Annotated in this window: 7 protein-coding genes; 3 read left to right on the plus strand and 4 right to left on the minus strand. The window is 47.8% G+C overall.

Translation table 11 applies throughout. From position 1 onward, the window contains the following. The first annotated feature begins 95 nt into the window (after nt 1–95). Together NLX73_RS23160 and NLX73_RS23165 are read left to right on the plus strand one after the other, a co-directional pair. Nucleotides 96–1,250, plus strand: a complete 1,155-nt coding sequence (locus tag NLX73_RS23160; RefSeq protein ID WP_254327474.1) for an IscS subfamily cysteine desulfurase — start codon at nt 96–98, stop codon at nt 1,248–1,250. Next, nucleotides 1,247–1,786 carry a transcription repressor NadR gene (locus tag NLX73_RS23165; RefSeq protein WP_039274627.1) on the plus strand — a complete coding sequence of 180 codons (540 nt, stop codon included), beginning with the start codon at nt 1,247–1,249 and terminating at the stop codon, nt 1,784–1,786. Before NLX73_RS23160 ends, NLX73_RS23165 begins: the two co-directional genes overlap by 4 nt. A 132-nt stretch (nt 1,787–1,918) precedes the next feature. Here NLX73_RS23165 and greA read toward each other — a convergent pair whose 3' ends face one another. Beyond that, on the minus strand, nt 1,919–2,398 hold the full coding sequence (gene greA, locus NLX73_RS23170; RefSeq protein ID WP_013310174.1) for a transcription elongation factor GreA: 480 nt from the start codon (nt 2,396–2,398) through the stop codon (nt 1,919–1,921). Nucleotides 2,399–2,764: 366 nt separating this feature from the next. Here greA and NLX73_RS23175 point away from each other — a divergent pair, with 366 nt between their 5' ends. Next, nucleotides 2,765–3,112 (plus strand): hypothetical protein, encoded by a 348-nt coding sequence (locus NLX73_RS23175; protein ID WP_025721144.1) that lies wholly within the window; start codon nt 2,765–2,767, stop codon nt 3,110–3,112. A gap of 242 nt (nt 3,113–3,354) precedes the next feature. Here NLX73_RS23175 and NLX73_RS23180 read toward each other — a convergent pair whose 3' ends face one another. The 3 genes from NLX73_RS23180 to NLX73_RS23190 all read right to left on the minus strand — a co-directional run. Further along, a complete protein-coding gene (locus tag NLX73_RS23180; protein ID WP_254327475.1) occupies nt 3,355–6,390 on the minus strand; it encodes an endonuclease in 3,036 nt (1,011 codons plus the stop codon). A 99-nt stretch (nt 6,391–6,489) separates the two neighbouring features. Next, nucleotides 6,490–8,391 (minus strand): serine hydrolase domain-containing protein, encoded by a 1,902-nt coding sequence (locus NLX73_RS23185; RefSeq protein ID WP_254327476.1) that lies wholly within the window; start codon nt 8,389–8,391, stop codon nt 6,490–6,492. Nucleotides 8,392–8,655: 264 nt separating this feature from the next. After that, a partial coding sequence (locus tag NLX73_RS23190) for a non-ribosomal peptide synthetase (RefSeq protein ID WP_254327477.1) occupies nt 8,656–19,848 on the minus strand: 11,193 nt, incomplete at its 5' end.

Below are 19,848 nucleotides of genomic sequence, written 5' to 3' on the forward strand. Positions count from 1 at the left end.
ATGTTTACAAGTGTCTTGACACTTATATTTACACATGCCTACAATAATCTCAAGAGTTTTTGAATGGAATTATTTTTAAGCAGGGAGGATTTGGTGTGATTTATCTGGACTATGCCGCTTCCACACCTATGTGTGGCGAAGCTTTAAATATGTATAACGTATTAAATAAGGAAATGTTCGGAAATGCCAGCAGTCTCCATGATGCGGGCGGTCAAGCAGCCTACACGCTAGATTACAGCAGGCAACGAATAGCAAATATGATTGGCGGTCAAAAGGAAGGCATCTATTTTACAACAGGGGGAACAGAATCCAATATGTTGGTTGTGCAATCGATCCTGAACGGGTTGCCGCAGCATAAAAAGCATTGGATCATGAGCGCTTTGGAACACCACTCGATGTACAACCTTGCTACTTTGCTGGAACGTCAGGGCTATGAACTGACCATTGTGCAACCGGATCGGGAAGGACGAATGACTCGCGAAACTCTTTTACCTCACCTGAGAGAAGACACCGGACTTGTCTCCGTACAACACGCTAATTCGGAAACGGGACTGGTTCAGGACCTTGCTGCCTTATCTCTCCTGCTACGCGAACGGGGTATTTTGTTGCATAGTGATGCGGTACAGACATTTGGGAATATTCGCGTAGATGTAGAATCCATGGGTGTAGATGCACTCTCTGTATCAAGCCATAAAGTGTATGGCCCCAAAGGTGTCGGTGCTGCATATCTCAAACCCGGAACCCCGTGGCGTCCCGTGTACCCTGATACACTACATGAAAACGGATTTCGTCCTGGAACGGTTAATGTTCCCGGGATTGCAGCCTTTGTCGCGGCGGCAGAAATGATGACCGAACAGATGGAGTCGCATCAGGAGCGATATACTACCCTGAAAAGACACTTTATTACGAAAATTCAGGAAAAATCCATTCCGTTACGTTGGGCCGTACAGGAAAGCGAGAATAAAGCAGTGCTTCATCATATAGTAGGATGTTTTTTTCACGGTTACGAGGGACAATATGTTATGCTGGAATGTAATCGCAGAGGTGTCTGTATATCAACTGGAAGCGCATGTGCTGCCGGACACCACGATCCTTCGCCTGCCTTACAGGCGCTTGGAGCATCCGGCCGTGAAGCGTTACAATTTATCCGTGTTTCTTTCGGAAGAACGACCACCATCGAGGAATTGAATGTATTGGTAGATATTTTGACAGACCTGACGCATCGAAAAGAAAGGAGCTTATCCCGTTGACTGAATCTTTAAAACGGTCAGGTACGGATCGTCGCGAACAGCTACTGTTGTGGCTCAAGAGCGAATCACCACTGACCGGGAGCGAACTGGCGCGCAGATCCTCCGTCTCCCGACAAGTAATTGTACAGGATATTTCCCTGTTAAAAGCAAGCCAAGAGCCTATCCTTGCAACAAGTCAAGGATACATTTATATGGAGCCTGCGAGTCAGGCAACTCCCTTAGCCTCACGTATTATTGTGTGTAAACATCGACCTGAACAGACAGAAGAGGAACTAAAGCTGATTGTGGACTACGGTGTAAGTGTGCAGGATGTTATTGTTGAGCATCCGGTATACGGGGATCTGACTGCTCCGATACGGGTTGGAACTCGCAAGGAAGTGGACGATTTTATCCGTAAAATCAGCTCCACCCAGGCCACTTATTTGTCCCAGCTGACGGGAGGCATCCACCTGCACACCTTGAATGCCTCGGATGAAGATAAAATTAATGATGCCTGCGCTGCATTGGAGCAAGCAGGCTTCCTAATGACGGACTAACTTAGTGCGCTTAGCGGAGCAAAGAAAATCCTGTCCAGTATGTGGAGTGCAACTGTGCTCCACATGGACGGTATTGTAGGCAGCGAGAAATAAAAAATCCCGGCCCCCTCATATAAGGGAATCGGGAATGAACTATGTGAGCTTAATTTCAAGCAGCTCATATTTAATTACAGCCATGGGTGCATCCACATGAATGATACTGCCCACTTCTTTTCCCAAAAGTGCCTTGCCTAAAGGACTTTCATAGGAAATTTTGTTATCAAGAACATCCGCCTCAGCAGGACTTACAATTTTGTATTCCATCTTCTCTGAAAATTCGATGTCATTCAGAATGACAGTCGATCCGATACTAACGGTTCTAAGGTCTAAATTACTCTCATCCACGACCCGGGCTTTGGTCAGCATCTTCTCCAATATGAGAATGCGGGTTTCCATAAACGCTTGGTCGTCCTTGGCTGAGTGATACTCACTATTTTCTTTCAAATCGCCGTAGCTGATAGCCAACTTAAGGCGTTCGGCTAGCTCCTTGCGTTTTACGGTCTTCAGTTCCTTAAGCTCATCCTCCAGCTTGGCCAATCCCTCTTTAGTTAACAATACTTCTTCATTCGACATATTTTATCTACAACTCCTATTTCAGCATTTTGCTTAAGTCCAATTCAACGCTCAAAAATACAATAAACGAACTAAACCGTTTCAGTCTAAACATTGCTGATTGAAAACGCTCCTGGGATTTATGCAAATGCTCATTTGGCTTGCTTTATTGTAGTTTACTCTAAATCGGACCAACATGCGAAATAAATTACTGGATAACAGTAGCCAACTGCCTTCAGCCAGGATGATTCTTATAGTAACCAATGCTCTCTTATTCGCATATCGTATGATCATAACGTATATTGATGAGCACATGGAGTGCCGCTGTCCTTGTCTCGAATTTTGTGAAAACCAGGCAGGAGCAGTATATGGCGGGAGGAAGATTCAATGGCTTCCTTAGGAAAGAATGGTAATGGGAACGGGAATCGTAAATCCAAATCCCCCCTCAACGGTCAAAAGAAAAATGGATTAAACAGTAATTCGGCTATCTTTTCTGCGCTTCAAGGAAAAAATGTGGAGGTCCTCGTGGCAGCCCTCCTACTAACAGGAAAACTAAACGTCGATTCCGTGACTTTATACAGACAAGCAACATTGTTTTTAGGACTCACAGGAAAATACAAAACACTAGCATCCACTCCATCCAATGTCGATAATATGGTGAAATTTTTAAATGATAACGGGAATATGACACTGGACCAGGTGATACAAGCCTTTTCACAGAAAATAAATAATTAACAAGTGGCGAAAGGAGACTTATGCGGTGAGTGAGTTTGATGGAGAATATTTTGCAGAGGTTGTCATTATTGTGATTCTAGTTGCCATGTTCTTCTATGGCTCCTCAGATATAGAGGGACTTTCCGCTTCGCCAACCCAATCCTAAAATGATAATTCCCGCTTCGAAAAAAAATAAAAAAGCATCTATAGACTCTCACGAGGTCAATAGATGCTCTTACTTTTTAACGGCCCATCGTTTCTACTTAATGCCCCTTTACTTCTACACTTATCGTTTGACTAGAAACTTCTCCTGAAGCATTGACTAACTCGGCCCGATACTCATATGTACCCGGCTTTTGATTTTGGATGTTGGTGACTGCACTTTGGGCCTGCGGGCTTTGGCTTGGCAGATCCTGGGCATCGATCAGTTCTCCATTTTCATATAAGTTGTATTTTGTCGCATTCGTACCCCACCACATGTTCATTGTAAGGGTGTAGGTGCCGTCACCGTCCCAATTGTCATGAGACAGCACTGGAATGCCAGGGGAAGCATCGGTCACTTCGACAGTTAACGGATCGCTGGTCGTTTTACCAGAAGCGTTTATCAGTTCTGCAGTATACGTGTAGGTACCATTGGTCTTGCCTGTAACAGGAATGACTGCATGCTGTGCTCCAGGGGAAGCGGCTTGCAACGATTGGGTGCCAATCAGCTTGTCGTTTTCATACAACTTGAGTTCATCACCATTCGTACCCCACCACAGATTCATGGTGATGTTGTAGTTGCCATCCTTCAGCCCGGTGTCCTGCCCGTTATCATGCGACAGCACAGGTTTATCCGGCACTTCACCTACAGCAGTCTTTTCGACTCTAACGGTTACAGGATTGGATACAACCGTTATACCGTCCAAGGTGACGCTGGCTGTAATCTCCGCGCTCCCCTCTTTTAGGGCCTTAAGTTCTCCATACGTATCCAGCGAAACGGATTCATGACTGCTGATATACTGAACAGAAGCGCGGCTTAAATCAGCTTCGCTGCCATCTGTCAGCGTACCCTTGAGATGTGTCGCTGCCGTATCCCCAATGTTGAGGGTCGTTTGATCCATTGAAAGCTCTACTTCCTGCAAAGCTGCGCCTGCCTGAGCTGAAAAATCATCCAGTCCACGCGGTTTTAACTGATAATCCCCTTTGAAAATCGCCGAAATTCCCTTCAGCTTCACTTGCTGTCCTTCTTGATATGGAAAAGATGTCCGAGTTAAGCCTGTACGTGCATCGACGCGCACATGGTGACTTACTTCACCAGATACTGCATCAAATTCAAACGAACCTACGGGAGTGGCGTCTATCACATTACGAATCATTGCCGTAGGAAGCTCAACCAACTGTCCTTGGTTCGCATCACTGAGTTCGGTGACTTGTACAGCTTCCGGAAGTTGTCCTTCTCCCGTTTTTTCAATTGCCACTGGAGCGGTTAACTCCAGCTCACTATTATACAGTGCCAAGCTTGCTGTAAGCTTTACTCGATCCCCTTGGTGAAAGCCGCTTTGGTTCTGATATACATAAATACCGCCACTTTCATCCTGCATGTAAAAGGCTTGACCACCGAATGCACCTGGTTCTGTTGTCACAACACCCTCTAAGGTCACGACTTTGCCAGCCGGGAGATTCCGTGCTTCTGCGACACTGATTCGAGCTGGAACCGTATTGCCTTCCTCAGGCAACGGCTGGGCCGGGACATCAGCCAGCACGACGGATTGGGTCAGCAGATTGCTGCCGTTTTGCCTCAGTCTAAGATTAGCTGAACCACTGGTTCCCGGCTTGATCCGCACCGTCAAGTCTTTATAGGCATGGCCTTTGCCGTTGGACTCCAGGCTAAATGTTCCGCTATAGCCGTAAGAGGTTGGCCAGCTTCCATCCGGATTTTGAATTTGGGCTACTTGATTGCCGCCCGCTACATAAATACCTGTGCTGAATCCGCTAATCGTGCTGTTAGGAGCCAGTTGGTCGGCAGTAACTCGAATTTGAAAAGGCTGTGCATTGGGCAGCTGCTCTTGACGAACGATGCTGTACACTGGTTGCGCACTGGCTGTAGATCCGCCATAGGACCCTGCTTTGAATGTTCGCTGATCCCACCATTTGTAGTCGGCTGCGGGAGCGGACCAAGGCTCGGCTTGTGGTTCCGTGGAAGTCTGCGGCTCTTCAAAAGGCAGTAGTGCCGTCGGCTGGTCCAGCTGTAAGCTTTTCACTTCCGTCAGGCTGGTATACTCCTCCTTCTTGGACAACCAGTCTACGATATTGACCAGTAACACAGCGTCATCCTGCTCCTTAAAGCCGTCATACGTTGTCTTCTTGGTTCCTGTCTCTTCGCGCAAATATTTTGGCGTTGCATCTTCGACAGGAGACGAGTCCCCAATGAAAGCAGCTTTGCCTAGCCCTACTTTCGATACAGCTGCATAAGGTCCTTCCGGAATGCCGCCTCCGTTATAAACGCCCTGATCTACCGCGTTGCCCCAAGCCTGATTGGTTTTAGGAAGATATACGATTCCCTTGGCTTTCGCTGGGTCGATAATCGCGAGTGTTGATCCTGCATGCATTGCGACATTACTCACTCCAGCTGTAATGTTGAACGCCTGCGCTGGCTCAACAATCTGATTGGCCGTGATATCGCCTAATGCATTGTAGCGAAAGCGCACACCAAACTGGCTGCCCAGCCAATCTGAGCTGACTACGCCCTGCATTGCTGACGAGCTTTTTTCTTCCGCACTCATTCCCTTCGCAGGGTCTTCCCATGCACCACGACGATAGCCATTAATGCTCTCCGATCCGTCCCAGCGATTCTTGTTGCGGTCCGCGTTATAATGATCTCCAATGAAAAAAATACTATTGCCTGCTTTTACATACTGCTCCATTGCAGCCTGTTCGCTCTGTTTAAAAGGAATATTCGGCTCTGCCGTAACAAATACATCATAATTCTTTAGATCATTGTAAGTAATAGGCGTGGATTGGCGAAGCTCGTGTACATCATAGCCATTACTCGCGAGGGCTTGGCCGAAGTCTGAAAATCCACCATCAATCACCCAATCTGCTGCGCCAGCTGTCTGTCCATGTGTATTATCAAACAGCACTTTTTTACCAGCGTTCTCATTGACCACTTTCGCTGCAATGAAGGGGGCTGGGTCCGCCGGACCTTCTGCCCGTGCCGGTTGCATGCTGCCCGCAACACCAGCGTACAACGATAAAGTGAAAACCATAGCAGTTGCGTATTTGAAGCTACGGGATGTAAAACGACGAAATATTCCCATTCTTTTCCTCCTGTTTGTTGTTTTAAAGCCCCTCTGGGGGGCATCAGATACAAATTTTAGCATTCATTTATGTTCGAATATGCATTGTTTTGTAAATCTTTAGGAATAGTGAATAGGAAGGAAATTCCAATAAAAAAGATACACCGTATGCAGCAATGTGAGTACCGCAAATAGGATTTTCCCGGCAGCCCGGGTTCTTCTTTCCCCTGTAATCAGCTTTGCGCCATTCACGATTAATACCCACACGGCAATGAGTGCTGAAATGAGTGGCAGCGTGCAAATTCCCCAGATATACCACGCGGAATAGCCATACACGATCTGATTGTTACCATAGATGACCTGCACCCCGAGAAAAATCGTATTTAGTGACGCAATGAATGCAAGGTTGGACGAAATGTGATTATTCGTTTTACGGATATCTCTGATCACATATCTTACGATCCAAATCAGCAAGGTCGTGATGAAAAATAAGGAGGCGGCAGCGTAGCTGACAAGCAGAGTCCAGGTACGGTGCCAAAGTGTCGTCTGCTTCATGGTCTTACTATCCGGGGCAACCATCATCCACGTACCGTTTTCCTGATACAGCAAAATTTTAAGCTGGCCCCCCTTTTCCACAAACAATCCATCGCCTGCTGCTTGAAAAACTTTGTCTGTTGCTTCATTCTCATTTGGGTATTTTCCTTTAACAATTAACGTATGATCATCTTGAATTCGCACGGTGTATGTAATGTTTCCCAGTATCCGAATCCATTTTCCCCACCCATGAACAGGATTAGAATCCACCTGATATACGCCCTCAATCTCTGGCGAAAGCTTCACTTGGGTGGAAGAACGAGCTAGTGACTGCGAAACGGCCTTCGGCTCTGAGGGCAGCATTTGGGCTATCGCATGGATGACTTTTCCATGAAGCAGGGTGTCCGTGTCAGCTGAATTAATGATCACAAAAATACCGATCTTTTGCGACGGAATCAGTACCATTTCGGAAATAAAATCATCAATTTCCCCGGTAGCCCACAGCATAGGTACTCCCGTCTCCAAATGACCACGGAAAAATCCGTAGCCTACGCCATCCAGTCGTGCATCGACTGCAAATTGCTGCGCATGCATCACTTTTACCGTATGTGGCTGGAGCACCACTTTGCCCTCATACTTGCCCTGGTTTAAATGAGTGATCAGGTAATGGGAAAACTCGTTGGGTGTGACGTTCAACGCTCCTGCTCCCGGCAGATTGATATATGACAAAGGCTGTTTCAAATACGCTCCATCCTTCCACTGATACGATTGGGCCAGTGCCGGATGATTTAACGGCAATTCCAGCGTCGCGCTGGGCATATTCATCGGCTGGAACAGATGTGTACGGAGGTAATCGTTCAGTCCCTGACCGCTTACTTGCTCCACGATATTACCGATCAGACCATAGGCGACATTGCTGTAATCATACTGAATTCCAGGTTTGCGGATGGGAGGCTGATTTTGAAAATACGTGCTGAGATACTGCTCTGTGGGCAAAACGCCTGCCCGAGTCGAGCTGTTAATGTCGTACAGCGCTTCGTCCAATCCTGAGGTATGTGTCAAAAGCTGATGCAAATTGAAAGGCTGATTTTGGTATTGCGTAGTTTTATAGCTGTGGAGATAGCTGTTCACGTCTTCATTCAAATCAAGCTTGTTTTGCTCAACCAGCTGCATCGTGGCGCTTGCACTAAATGATTTGGTTAGAGAGCCGACACGAACAATGGTCTTCGCTGGATCGAATGCCACTTTCCGCTCCAGATCTGCATATCCATAGCCTTTACTAAAAAGGATTTGGTTTTCTTGGGTCACGACGACCGCAGCCCCCGGAATATGCAATTTTTCCAATTCTGTATTCATGATATCGTCCACTGTTTTTTCCAATGAATCAGGTGTTATGCTGTCTGTTGCCCATGCCGAAGCAATGAGCAGGTTCCAGAGAAACAATGCTGCTAAAAATGCGGATAGGTAGCAAATGCCTTTATTCTTCATATGAAGTACCATCCTTACGTATGAAGTTGATTTAATGATTTGAACCGTGCGGTGATTGCATAGCGAGCAGATATTTATACTCCGTATGGAAGCCATCAGCATGGCGCTATGGAATCATCGCACTTCCCATCGCGGGAGTGCACATGATAAAGCGAATCCTGATCGAATCGTGTAAGCAGAAGGCTTCTTACCTGTCGATCAGGATTCATGAGTTACAGATTAAAAATTAGTGATTCCGTTCGTTACATCATCGACCATAGACTTTCAAGATTTATGATGTGCCAAATCTTGTGTCATGTCTTTGTCCGTGTTCCGAGTTATCTTTTGTATTGTGGAACGAATACTTTTTACATTTTCCTCGATAAATCCGGGTTCCAGTAGTTCATAATGATTACCAATCAAGCTATGCTCTTCATAGCTACCTTGTGTAGCGTCTTTCCATAAAAGTCGATTATCTCCTGTGCCCCTCACCGTTTCCGATCCAACGGCGACAAAGCCGTGAATATTCGCCTGAACGCTCTCTGTATTCACAAGCTGGTTGCCATACACCGCGTAAGCGATCATTTTACGTTGGTACGTTTCATTCAACAGCTCACGGTAGGAGTCGGGAACCTGTTCCAGCATGTCATGAATTTCATGCTCTGTTTCTTCAACTGTGAAGGGCAGGGCTTCCGCCCTTTTGACCGAATCGAGCATAAAAATATCGGATACAGCATGGCCTTGACGTTCCAGTGTGTCAGCAACCTTATGCGCCAGATTACCACCTATGGAATAACCAAGCAGCACATACGGACCTTGCGCTTGCGTGCTGACGATCAAATCAACGTAACGTGCCAGCATGGCCTGCTCATCCGCAGCATCATCCACGAACTCCAATCCATACACGACTGCGTCCTGATCCAGTTGTTTCGCCAGCTCCGCGAACGACAGCCCGTATCCAAGCATAGGAGGAAAGCAGAAGATAGAGATCGGACCGTGTTCATTCAACCGAATGATTGGACTATCGGCCTTGTATTCCAGATCGGCTTTCAATAATGTGAGCGCCTGCTCTTCTATAGTCGGGAAGTCCATTACACTACGGATGGGAAGCTCAATGTCTGTGGCAAGGTGAACTTTGCGTATAAGCTCTAGTACTTTCAAGGAATGTCCACCCAACGTGAAAAAGTCATCATGGATACCCACTTGTGGAATTTCAAGCACTTCCTGCCAAATGGATGCCAGCAACTGCTCCACATCGGTTCGCGGTGCGACATATTCTATACCCGTGTGCAGCCCTTTGTCCGGCACAGGTAAAGCTTTGCGGTCGATTTTGCCGTTTGTCGTCAGCGGAAACCGATCCAGCTGTACAAATGCGGATGGAATCATATAGCTCGGCAGACTGGCCGACATCGCAGCTCGAATCTCACGGATGGTCAGCTGTTCATCAGCAGTAAAGTAAGCACATAATTGCTGCTGACCTGCTCCATCCCGCAAAGCAATAACCACGCTATCCCGCACGGACGGTACACTTGCCAGCCGCGCCTCCACCTCACCCAGCTCAATCCGGTAACCGCGAATTTTAACCTGTTGATCAATCCGTCCAGCGTATTCCAGTATGCCGTCTTCACGCCAGCGAACAAGGTCTCCCGTACAGTACAGGCGATCTCCGTCCCTCCACGGGTTAGCAAGAAATCTCTCAGCCGTCAGCTCAGGACGATTTAGATAACCACGTGCAACTCCGTCTCCGCCGACGACCAGCTCACCCCAAGCTCCGACCGGTTGCAGGTTAAATGACGAATCTACAACATACGCCGTCGAATTGCAGATGGGCCGTCCGATCGGCACAGAATCCAGCTGTTCTTCCGTAATGTGATACGTCGTCGAAAAGGTTGTGTTTTCCGTTGGCCCATAGCCGTTAATGATGTTCATGTCTGGATTATCGCGCAGGACCCGGTTAATATGGGGTGCAGACAAAACATCACCACCAACCAGCAAATACTTCACATCGCCGAAAAGTTTACTATCCTGCTGTGAAAGCTGATTAAATAACGGTGTGGTCAGCCACATCATGGTGACGTGATGATCCCGTATCGTCTCTTTAAGCTTGGCCGCGTCCAATAGATCATCCTTATGCACAAGAACAAGCTGACCACCATTCAGTAGCGCACCCCAAATTTCAAACGTAGATACATCAAATACAAACGCGCAAGTCTGCAGCATTCGAGTCGATTCATCAAATGGCACATAATCCGTATTGCGGACAAGGCGCACGACACTTTGATGCTCAACTACGACACCCTTAGGTTTACCTGTTGAACCTGAGGTATAAATGACATAAGCAGCATGATTACCCGCTCCATCTATACCCAGATTGGAAGCATCTGCACTGTAGGACGTATCCTCATTCAGATTCACAATCTGTCCGTCGAAATAGCAACGATCCAGTAAATCCTGCTGAGCCAGCAGCAGCTTAGCTCCCGAGTCCTCCAGCATATAACGGATACGGTCCTCCGGATATTGAGGGTCTACCGGCACATACGCGCCTCCAGCCTTCAAAATAGCGAGTGTTCCCGTAATCATATCCAGTGAGCGCTCCGTCAAAATGCCAACAGGTTCATCGGATTTCACCCCTGCATCACGCAGCGTATGCGCTAAACGGTTGGCTGTCTCATTGAGTTCCCGATAGGTCAATGATTGATGACCCAAAGCTACAGCAATATGATCCGGCGTGCGCTCTGCCTGCTCCTCAAACAGTTTTTGGATCGTGTGATTGCTTGGATATGCAGAGGCAGTGTCATTAAACTCTCCTGTAATTTGTTGTTTTTCCGCCGCTGTAACCAGTTCCAGCTCTTCTACGCAAACATTCGGGTTAAGCAAAACTTGCTCCAACAGATTCACAAAATGCCCATGCAGACGCTTAATGCCTGTTTGATCATAACTTAACGCATTATACATAAAACGAATCTTGATGCATTCTCCCGGCATAACGACTAAGCTCAGATCATAGTTAGTCTGCTCTGCAGCCACCACGTTGGAAATCGGGAATGTATCCTGCCCGTCACTTCCCAGTTCTTCGACCTGCTCATCTACCGGATAATTTTCAAACACCATAATATGGTTAATTAAATCCTGTTTCTGGTCGGTTAATGCCTGAATCTCAAACAGTGGATACGTATCATACGCATGAGAAGCCAGCGCCTGCTCCTGTGTTTTCTTCATAACTTCTGCAAAAGATTCCCCTGCCTCACTAAGAATGCGAACTGGAATGGTATTAATGAACAAGCCGATAATATCCTCTACCCCGATAATATCCGATGGACGGCCTGAGACGACACTACCAAATACGACATCACTGTGGTTGTTATATTTTTGCAGCACAATCCCCCAGACGGTTTGTAATAACGTATTCATGGTCACCTGATATCGCTTAGCCGTCTCCTCCACCCGGAGGGTCAACTCACGTTCCAAAACCGTCACCCAATCACTAGCCGTGTTGCCTCCACTCTTGCGACCGGATTTTACAGCTGGTAATGCTGTTTGCTGCTCATATCCGGATAAATAGCTGCTCCAGTAGTCGGTTGCCGCCTTGGCATCCTGTGCTTCCAGCCATTCAATAAAGCGGCTGTACGGCACTGCCGGTGCCAGCTCTGGTACTCTGCCCTCCTGAAGTGCTGCATAGCTTTCAAACACTTCTTTATTTATAAGGGACAGGCACCAGCCGTCCATGACGATATGATGGAAGCTCCATACAAAATGATAGCTGTCTTCTCCGGTACGTAAAATCGCTACACGCAGCAGGACATCCCGACGCAGATCAAAGCCCCGTGCTTTATCTTGTAGCTTGAAATTTTTCACCCTGGTATCTATTTCATCCTCATCCAGATGGTGTAAATCTTCATATTGAAAGCCGCAATCCCGATTTCGATACACCACCTGCAACGGTTCCGTATCTCTGCCAAAATAAAAATGTGTACGCAGCGCCTCATGTCGCCGAACCAGAATATTCAGGCTTTCTGCAAAAGCCCGAATGTCCATCTGACCTCGCATATCATAAGAAACCTGCTCAAAATATGCGTCATTCGCAGCTGCTTGACTATCTAGCTGGCTGTGAAACAGCATCCCTTTCTGCATGGGGGTCAGTGCATATACATTGTCGATCTCGCCCGCAGCACCCATTTCAGATAAGAGGCTGTCCAAGCCCTCCACACTCATTCCTTTGTAAGAAATATCACTTGGGGTAAGCTCCGGGTGTTCTTTATGGATGCAATGCGCCAAAATTTCACGCAGGCTCGATTCCAGGAATTTCGCCAATCGCTCGATGGTCTCCGGTCTATAGCTGGTACGACTATAGCTAATCGTCAGACCCAGTTGGCCTCCCGAAATAATGCCGCCAAAATCCAGCGTATACGTTCGAGCCATGGTCGGGCTCAGCGGCATCCCACCCTCATATGAGGATGATTGCAAGTCGTTCCCTTTCATATCCTGATCGAACTGTCCCAAATAGTTAAAGCTGATTTCGGGATCTGTCGTAAATATGGCTGGAGATGCCTCCGGTGCCTGTGTCTGACGGTCGGATAAATATTTCAGTACACCGTAGCCAATCCCTTTTTGCGGAATGCCGCGCAGTCCTTCCTTCACACGCTTAATCCGTTGCGAAAGTGCCAGTTCTTCCGGCATATCGAGCAAAACAGGATATTGGCTTGTAAACCACCCTATCGTTCGAGTAATGTCCACCTCTGGTAAAATGGCTTCACGTCCATGTCCCTCTAGATTTATCAGGAAACGATCATTTCCACTCCATGCTTGCAATGCCATTCCTACCGCCGTCAACAACAGGTCATTAATTTCTGTACGGTAGGCACGATTGGCCTGCTTGAGCAGCTGCTCTGTCTCTGCATGTGTCCACAAAGCAGTAACCGACTCACTATCGCCAATCAATGGCTTTTCGTGCTCGTTATGCCCATAATCCTGCGGCAAAGAAGCCAGTTCCGCTTGTGCAAGTTTCCCCCAATACGCTCGCTCATGTTCCATAGCTGGACTGTTGGCATAAGCGTGCAGCTGCTCGGCCCATGTTTGGAACGAATCTGTTTTATGAGGCAGCTGAATCACCTGTTCACCCTTGGAGGCTTGATCATAAGCAGTCGCCAAATCCTCGAATAAAATGCGCCAGGATACCCCGTCTACAACCAAATGATGAATCACGACCAGCAGATGATCTCCATCTGGGCAACGGAACAGCCCCAGTCTCATCAGCGGACCTTCGCTTAGGGAAATACCAGATTGAATTTCATTACATTTCGCTTCAATTATCTTCGCCAAATCTTGCTTGTTTACATCGCTGTCATTATAGTCAAAGCATTCCAGATGGTACGGTTCGCCTTCCTCTACACTGCGGTTCCATGCTGTACATCCGTTCTCCGACAAACTAAAAACCATACGCAATGCATCATGGTGCGAAGTAATCTGATGGAGCGCCCGCCGTAGTGCCTGTTCGTCATAGCCTTCCTGACGATAGAGCATGACAGATTGGTTAAAATAGTGTGGTTCTTCCGTTGGCTGTTCAAAAAACCAGCGCTGAATCGGTGTAAGCACTACATTTCCTGTAACCTCGCCCTGCTCGGCTATTCGGTTAACAGGCTGAATATATGTGCTTAGTCCCGCAATTGTCGGGTATTTGAACAAATCCTTCATTTCCAGCTTGTATCCAGCCTGAAACAAGCGGGACGATACTTGGATGGCCTTGATGGAGTCACCACCCAAATGGAAAAAGTTATCCTGTATTCCGACTTTCGGGATACCAAGAATGGCTCCCCAAGCCGTAGCCAGTGCCTGTTGGACATCCGTCTCGGGTGCCACATAATCCATACCTGTATCGAGATTGTGCTCAGGTGCGGGTAGTGCCCTGCGGTCTACTTTGCCATTCAGCGTCAAAGGCAGTCTGGAGAGCTGCACAAAGTAAGACGGCACCATATAGCCAGGCAGATCCTGCGACAAAATGCTACGTAAGTCGCTGGCGCTCAATTCACTGTCTGTTGCAAAATAGGCACACAGCTGTTTTTGTCCGTGATCATCCTGCCGCACGGTAACAACCGATTCCTTCACACCTGGAATCGTGGACAAACGGGTTTCAATTTCACCCAGTTCGATGCGGTAGCCGCGAATTTTGACCTGTTCATCCATTCTTCCCTTGTACTCCAGTACACCATCAGCACGCCAACGCACTAAATCCCCTGTACGATAGCAATATTCTCCAGACCGGAATGGACTTTCAATAAATTTTTCCGCCGTAAGCTCGGGCCGATTCAGATATCCTCGCCCAACACCGTCGCCACCGACGATCAGCTCTCCCCAGGCTCCGATAGGTTGCAGCTTCAACGAACGATTGACCACATAAGCGGTCGAGTGATCAATTGGACGTCCAATGGGAATAGCCTGGGTTTGCGATTCTGTAATGTCATAGATGGTGGAAAAGGTGGTGTTCTCCGTCGGACCATAAATATTGGCCAGGCGAAGCTGCGGGTACTCCTTCAACACACGATTGACGTGTGGTACAGACAACACATCACCACCCACGAGCAACTCCTTCAAGGACGCAAACACTCCGATTTCTTGCTGCGAATACTGATTGAATAAAGCCGTAGTTATGAACATCGTGTTAACACGATACTTGTCAATTGCCTGTTTGAGCTTGGAGGCATCCAGAATAGTGTCATGACTTACCACATACAGTTGTCCCCCGTTCAGCAGCGTTCCCCAGATTTCAAATGTGGAGGCATCGAACACAACTGCGCCCAATTGCAGCATACGTGTATTTTCATCAAGCATGGCATAGCTTTTGTTTTTCACTAGGCGCACGACATTACGGTGCTCAATCATCACGCCCTTCGGCTTGCCTGTCGTACCAGAGGTGTAGATCACATACGCAAGATCGGAAGAAGATCCCCCTGTTGTAATCGCAATTGTTCCATCCGTCTGAGCGTCACATTCAGATTTGCTATTGCATCGCTGTTCATCACTCAAATCGATGACCGGAATGCCGGGTTCAAAAGGTATCTGCTCACGTCGCTGTAACAGTAACAGCCCCGCACTGGAATCCTCCAGTAAATAACGGATACGCTCTTCAGGATAATCAGGATCAATGGGAACGTAAGCCCCTCCGACCTTCAAAATCGCCAGCATACCGACGACCATTTCAATGGAGCGTTCAGCCATAATCCCTACTCGCTGTGTCTCTGGCTCGGACCCGCGCTGTATCCCATGGGAAGCGAGTATGCGTGCCAGACGGTCGGCACGTTCATTCAGCTCGCGGTAGGTAAGCTGCACGTCCGCAAAGGTGATGGCCAGCCGATCTGGTGATTGCGCTACCTGTTCCTCGAACAGCACATGCAGTGCTTGATCTCGTGGATACGGATAGTCTGCTACCGTATCATTGAATCTCTGCACAAGCAGCTCTTTTTCTTGGGCCGAAACCATTTCTATAGCCGAAAGAGCGATATCCGGCTGTTTTATAACCGCATTGATAAGCTGCTGCAAATGTTCAGTCAGTCGTTCAATGGTTTCCCGTTTGTACAGCCGAGTTCCGTATTGAAGAGCACAGGAAATTTGTTCTCCATCCTCCACTGCGAACAGACTCAAATCAAATTTGGCCGTCGTTTGTTCACTTGGATAAGATGCCAATTGCAGCCCCACCAGCTGCTGCTCTTTTTGCTCTATGTTTTGCAGTGCAAACATGGTATCAAATAACGGATTACGGCTTAAATCTCGATCTACGCCCAGCTTCTCCACCAGCTCTTCAAACGGATAATCCTGATGTTCAAAAGCCTTTAACGCGTTTTCCTTGACCTCCAACACATAATCGCGGAACGTTTTCCCGCCTTCTGGATAATTACGGATTGCCAGTGTATTCACGAACATCCCGATCAGACTACCAAGATCCGCATGGGGCCGCCCTGCAATTGGCGAACCGACAATAATATCTTCCTGCCCGCTATAGTGGCTAAGCAAAGCCGAATAAGCAGCCAACAGCACCATATATAATGTCGATTCCGTCTGCACCGCAATGCTTTTTAAGCCTTCGCTTTGTCGTTGGTCAAGCGTAAATTCCAGCACATCTCCTTCAAAGCTTCTCACCGCTGGGCGTGGATAATCAGTCGGTAGATCAAGCACAGGTAGCTCTCCTGCGAAGGTATTGAGCCAGTAGTTTTCCTGTTCCCGGTAGCGTTCACTTTGCTGCTGCTTCTGTTGCCAAGCGGCGTAGTCTTTATACTGAATGCGTAGCGATGGCAGCGTGTCGCCTGCATATAAATGAATAAAGTCCTGAATTAGTACATTTATAGAGGTGCCGTCCGAAATGATATGATGCATGTCCATGAGCAAAATATGATGCTCTGGGTCTGTTTCAATCAAACCAACTCGGAATAACGGGGCCTGCCCCAGATCGAATGGTTTGACAAAGTTACGTACCAGCTCATCCGTTTCCTTTGGGGCAGCTCCGTGAGCATAGGTCAATTCCATGCAAAAAGGAACCTCGTCATGTACTCGCTGGACAGGTTCACCGTTCATGGTCTCAAAACTTGTGCGCAATGTTTCATGGCGGTCAATAAGCTGACGGAACGCGTTATCCAGTGCCTTGTGATCAAGTGAACCGGTCAGAGTCAGGGCACCAGGTATGTTATAGCTAATTCCCGCTCCATCAAGCTGATTGAGGATATACATCCGTTTTTGAGCTGAAGAAACCGCATAAAATGGCTTATTCTCCGTAACAGGGATGGATTCATAGGTGGTTTGCTCCAGTGCTTCAATAACCTGCGCCAGCTGTTCAATTGTCGGATGCTGGAACAGATCCTTTAGCTGCACATTTTTATGCAATTCCTTATAGATGAGTGATATGACATGTGTCGCCCGCAGGGAATGTCCTCCTGCCTCAAAAAAGTTATCCTTAATCCCAATGCGCTCAAGCTCCAGCACATCTTTCCAGATGCTAGCCAGTTGTGCTTGTAATTGATTTTGAGGAGGTACATATTCTGCGCCTGAGCTTACACCTCCCTCTGGTTGTGGCAACGCTCGGCGATCCACCTTGCCATTGGGCGTCAGTGGCAATTGCTCCAGCTGCACAAAATACGACGGTACCATGTAGCCCGGTAGCTCCTGGCTCAAAGCACTACGCAGCTCACTTGTCGCTACTTCCGCATGGGTGACCACATATGCGCAGAGCAGCTTTTGCCCTTGCTCATCTTCATGTGCAATTACAACAGCTTCTCGGACTGCCTCCAGCTTCAACAGCTGTGCTTCCACCTCGCCCAGCTCAATCCGGTAGCCTCGAATTTTCACCTGCGCGTCGATTCGTCCCTTATATTCCAGCGTCCCGTCCGCATTCCAACGCACCAGGTCCCCTGTTCGATAGCAGCGTTCGCCGCCACGGAACGGACTGTCAATGAACTTTTCGGTCGTCAGTTCTGGGCGGTTGCGGTATCCGCGAGCCACCCCGTCACCGCCGACGATCAGTTCTCCCCACGCTCCAACAGGCTGGAGCTGCATCGAACCGTCCACGACATATGCCGTCGAGTTATGGATCGGGCTACCAATGGGCACAGATGCCGATTGAACGCCGGTAATGGCATGTGTGGTGGAAAAGGTCGTATTTTCCGTCGGACCGTAGCCGTTAATGATATGTAGATTCGGATGGGCCTCCAATACCCGGTTAATATGCGGTACGGACAGCACATCACCACCAACCAATAGCTCCCGCATCCCCTCAAATAGTTCCAAGTCCTGCTGGGATAGCTGATTAAAGAGTGGTGCGGTCAGCCACATCGTGGTAATGCCGTGATTGCGAACAACTTCCTTGAGCTTGGGCGCGTCCAAAATAATATCCTGACTCACCAGCACCAGCTGTCCACCGTTCAATAACGCACCCCAAATTTCGAAGGTGGACGCGTCAAAGACAACAGACCCGGTCTGCAAAATGCGCGTATCGGCATTCAAGCGTGCATAATTTGTGTTTGTCACCAAACGCACGACATTACGGTGCTCCACCATAACCCCTTTGGGCTGGCCTGTAGTCCCTGAGGTGTACATAATATAGGCCAAGCGACCAGCTGCGCTCGCTTTCGGTTGTTCTTCAGCTGCATAAGCGTGCTGTATTTGTTTTGCTTGTTCTGATTGCGTAGCTTTGGGTTGCATGTTTTCTGGTTGTATGGTTGTCGTAGAAGCAAGTTCGGGACTGGCGGAAATGGAGTAGAACGGATCTAGGGAGTCCACGTATCCCGGATCAGTATTCGTTCCGTGATCATTCGGCAAAATGGGATCGTAACGATCAGCATCATCCGTTCCATAAATTGCAGTATCGCTAAGGTCAAGCACCATTCCCTTAAAATCAGTGGGCCGATGTTCCATTCGCTGCACGAGCAGTATGTCCGCACCGGAATCCTTCAACAAATAGCGTACACGCTCATCCGGGTAATCAGAATCAATGGGTACATATGCTCCACCTGCTTTGAGAATTCCGAGCATACCGACAATCATCTCAATCGAGCGTTCAGCTACAATGCCGACCGTCTGCTCGGTGCGGATTCCCTGCTTACGTAAAGAATGAGCCAGTCGGTTGGCCTTTTCATTCAATTCTGCATAGGTTAGGCTATCTTGCCCACACACTACCGCCACCTGCTGTGGTGTCTGCTTCACCTGTTTCTCGAACAATTCATGAATAGACGCATGACGTGGATAATCCACATTTGTATCGTTGAAGGTATGGACCAGCTGCTCTACTTCTTGCTCTGACAGCACTTGTGCTGTGGAAATCGCCAACTCTGGCTGCTGCAAAACAATAGTGTACAGCCGCAGAAGCTGCTCAACAAAGTGCTCAATCGTCGTCTCGCTATAACGGTCGCTATTATACTTTACGTTCAGGGAGACCGCTTCATGTTCCCATTGAAACTGGAAATCTAGTTCAGATTGTACGTGACTCAAAAAATCAGAAATATGAATGTTTTGCAAGGATACTGTGGTGTGAATAAGAGGCTTTCCATCCTCATTACGTTGAATGTCAAGTAATTCAGAATAGTTCCAAAAAGGAATGTTTTGATGTTCAATTGCTTCGCCGACAGAGGTTTTGATTTGAGACAGCAAGGCTTTGAAGGTTGTGCTGGAATCCAGCGTATTTTTCAATAAAAGCAGATGGTTGATCGGCTTTGTAGCACCGTTGCTAGACTTGGCTACCGGAATGCCCAGCAGCACACGTTCCTCACATGTGTATTTATGCAATAAGCTCTCTACTCCAGCAAGCAGGACCATAAACACAGCCCATGGAGCGCCACCTGTTATAGATGATATTCTTTGGGAAATTTCAGTTGGAAATGTGAGCGTGTACGTATGGGAATTTAAACTCGTTACAGTTGTACTTCTGGACACATGGTTGGTGTATGGTAGGCAGATGATATGATCCTCAGATTCCAATTTATGACTCCAGTAATTTTTTTC

The organism is Paenibacillus sp. CH40, assembly GCF_024213605.1.
Lineage (GTDB): Bacteria > Bacillota > Bacilli > Paenibacillales > Paenibacillaceae > Paenibacillus > Paenibacillus polymyxa_B.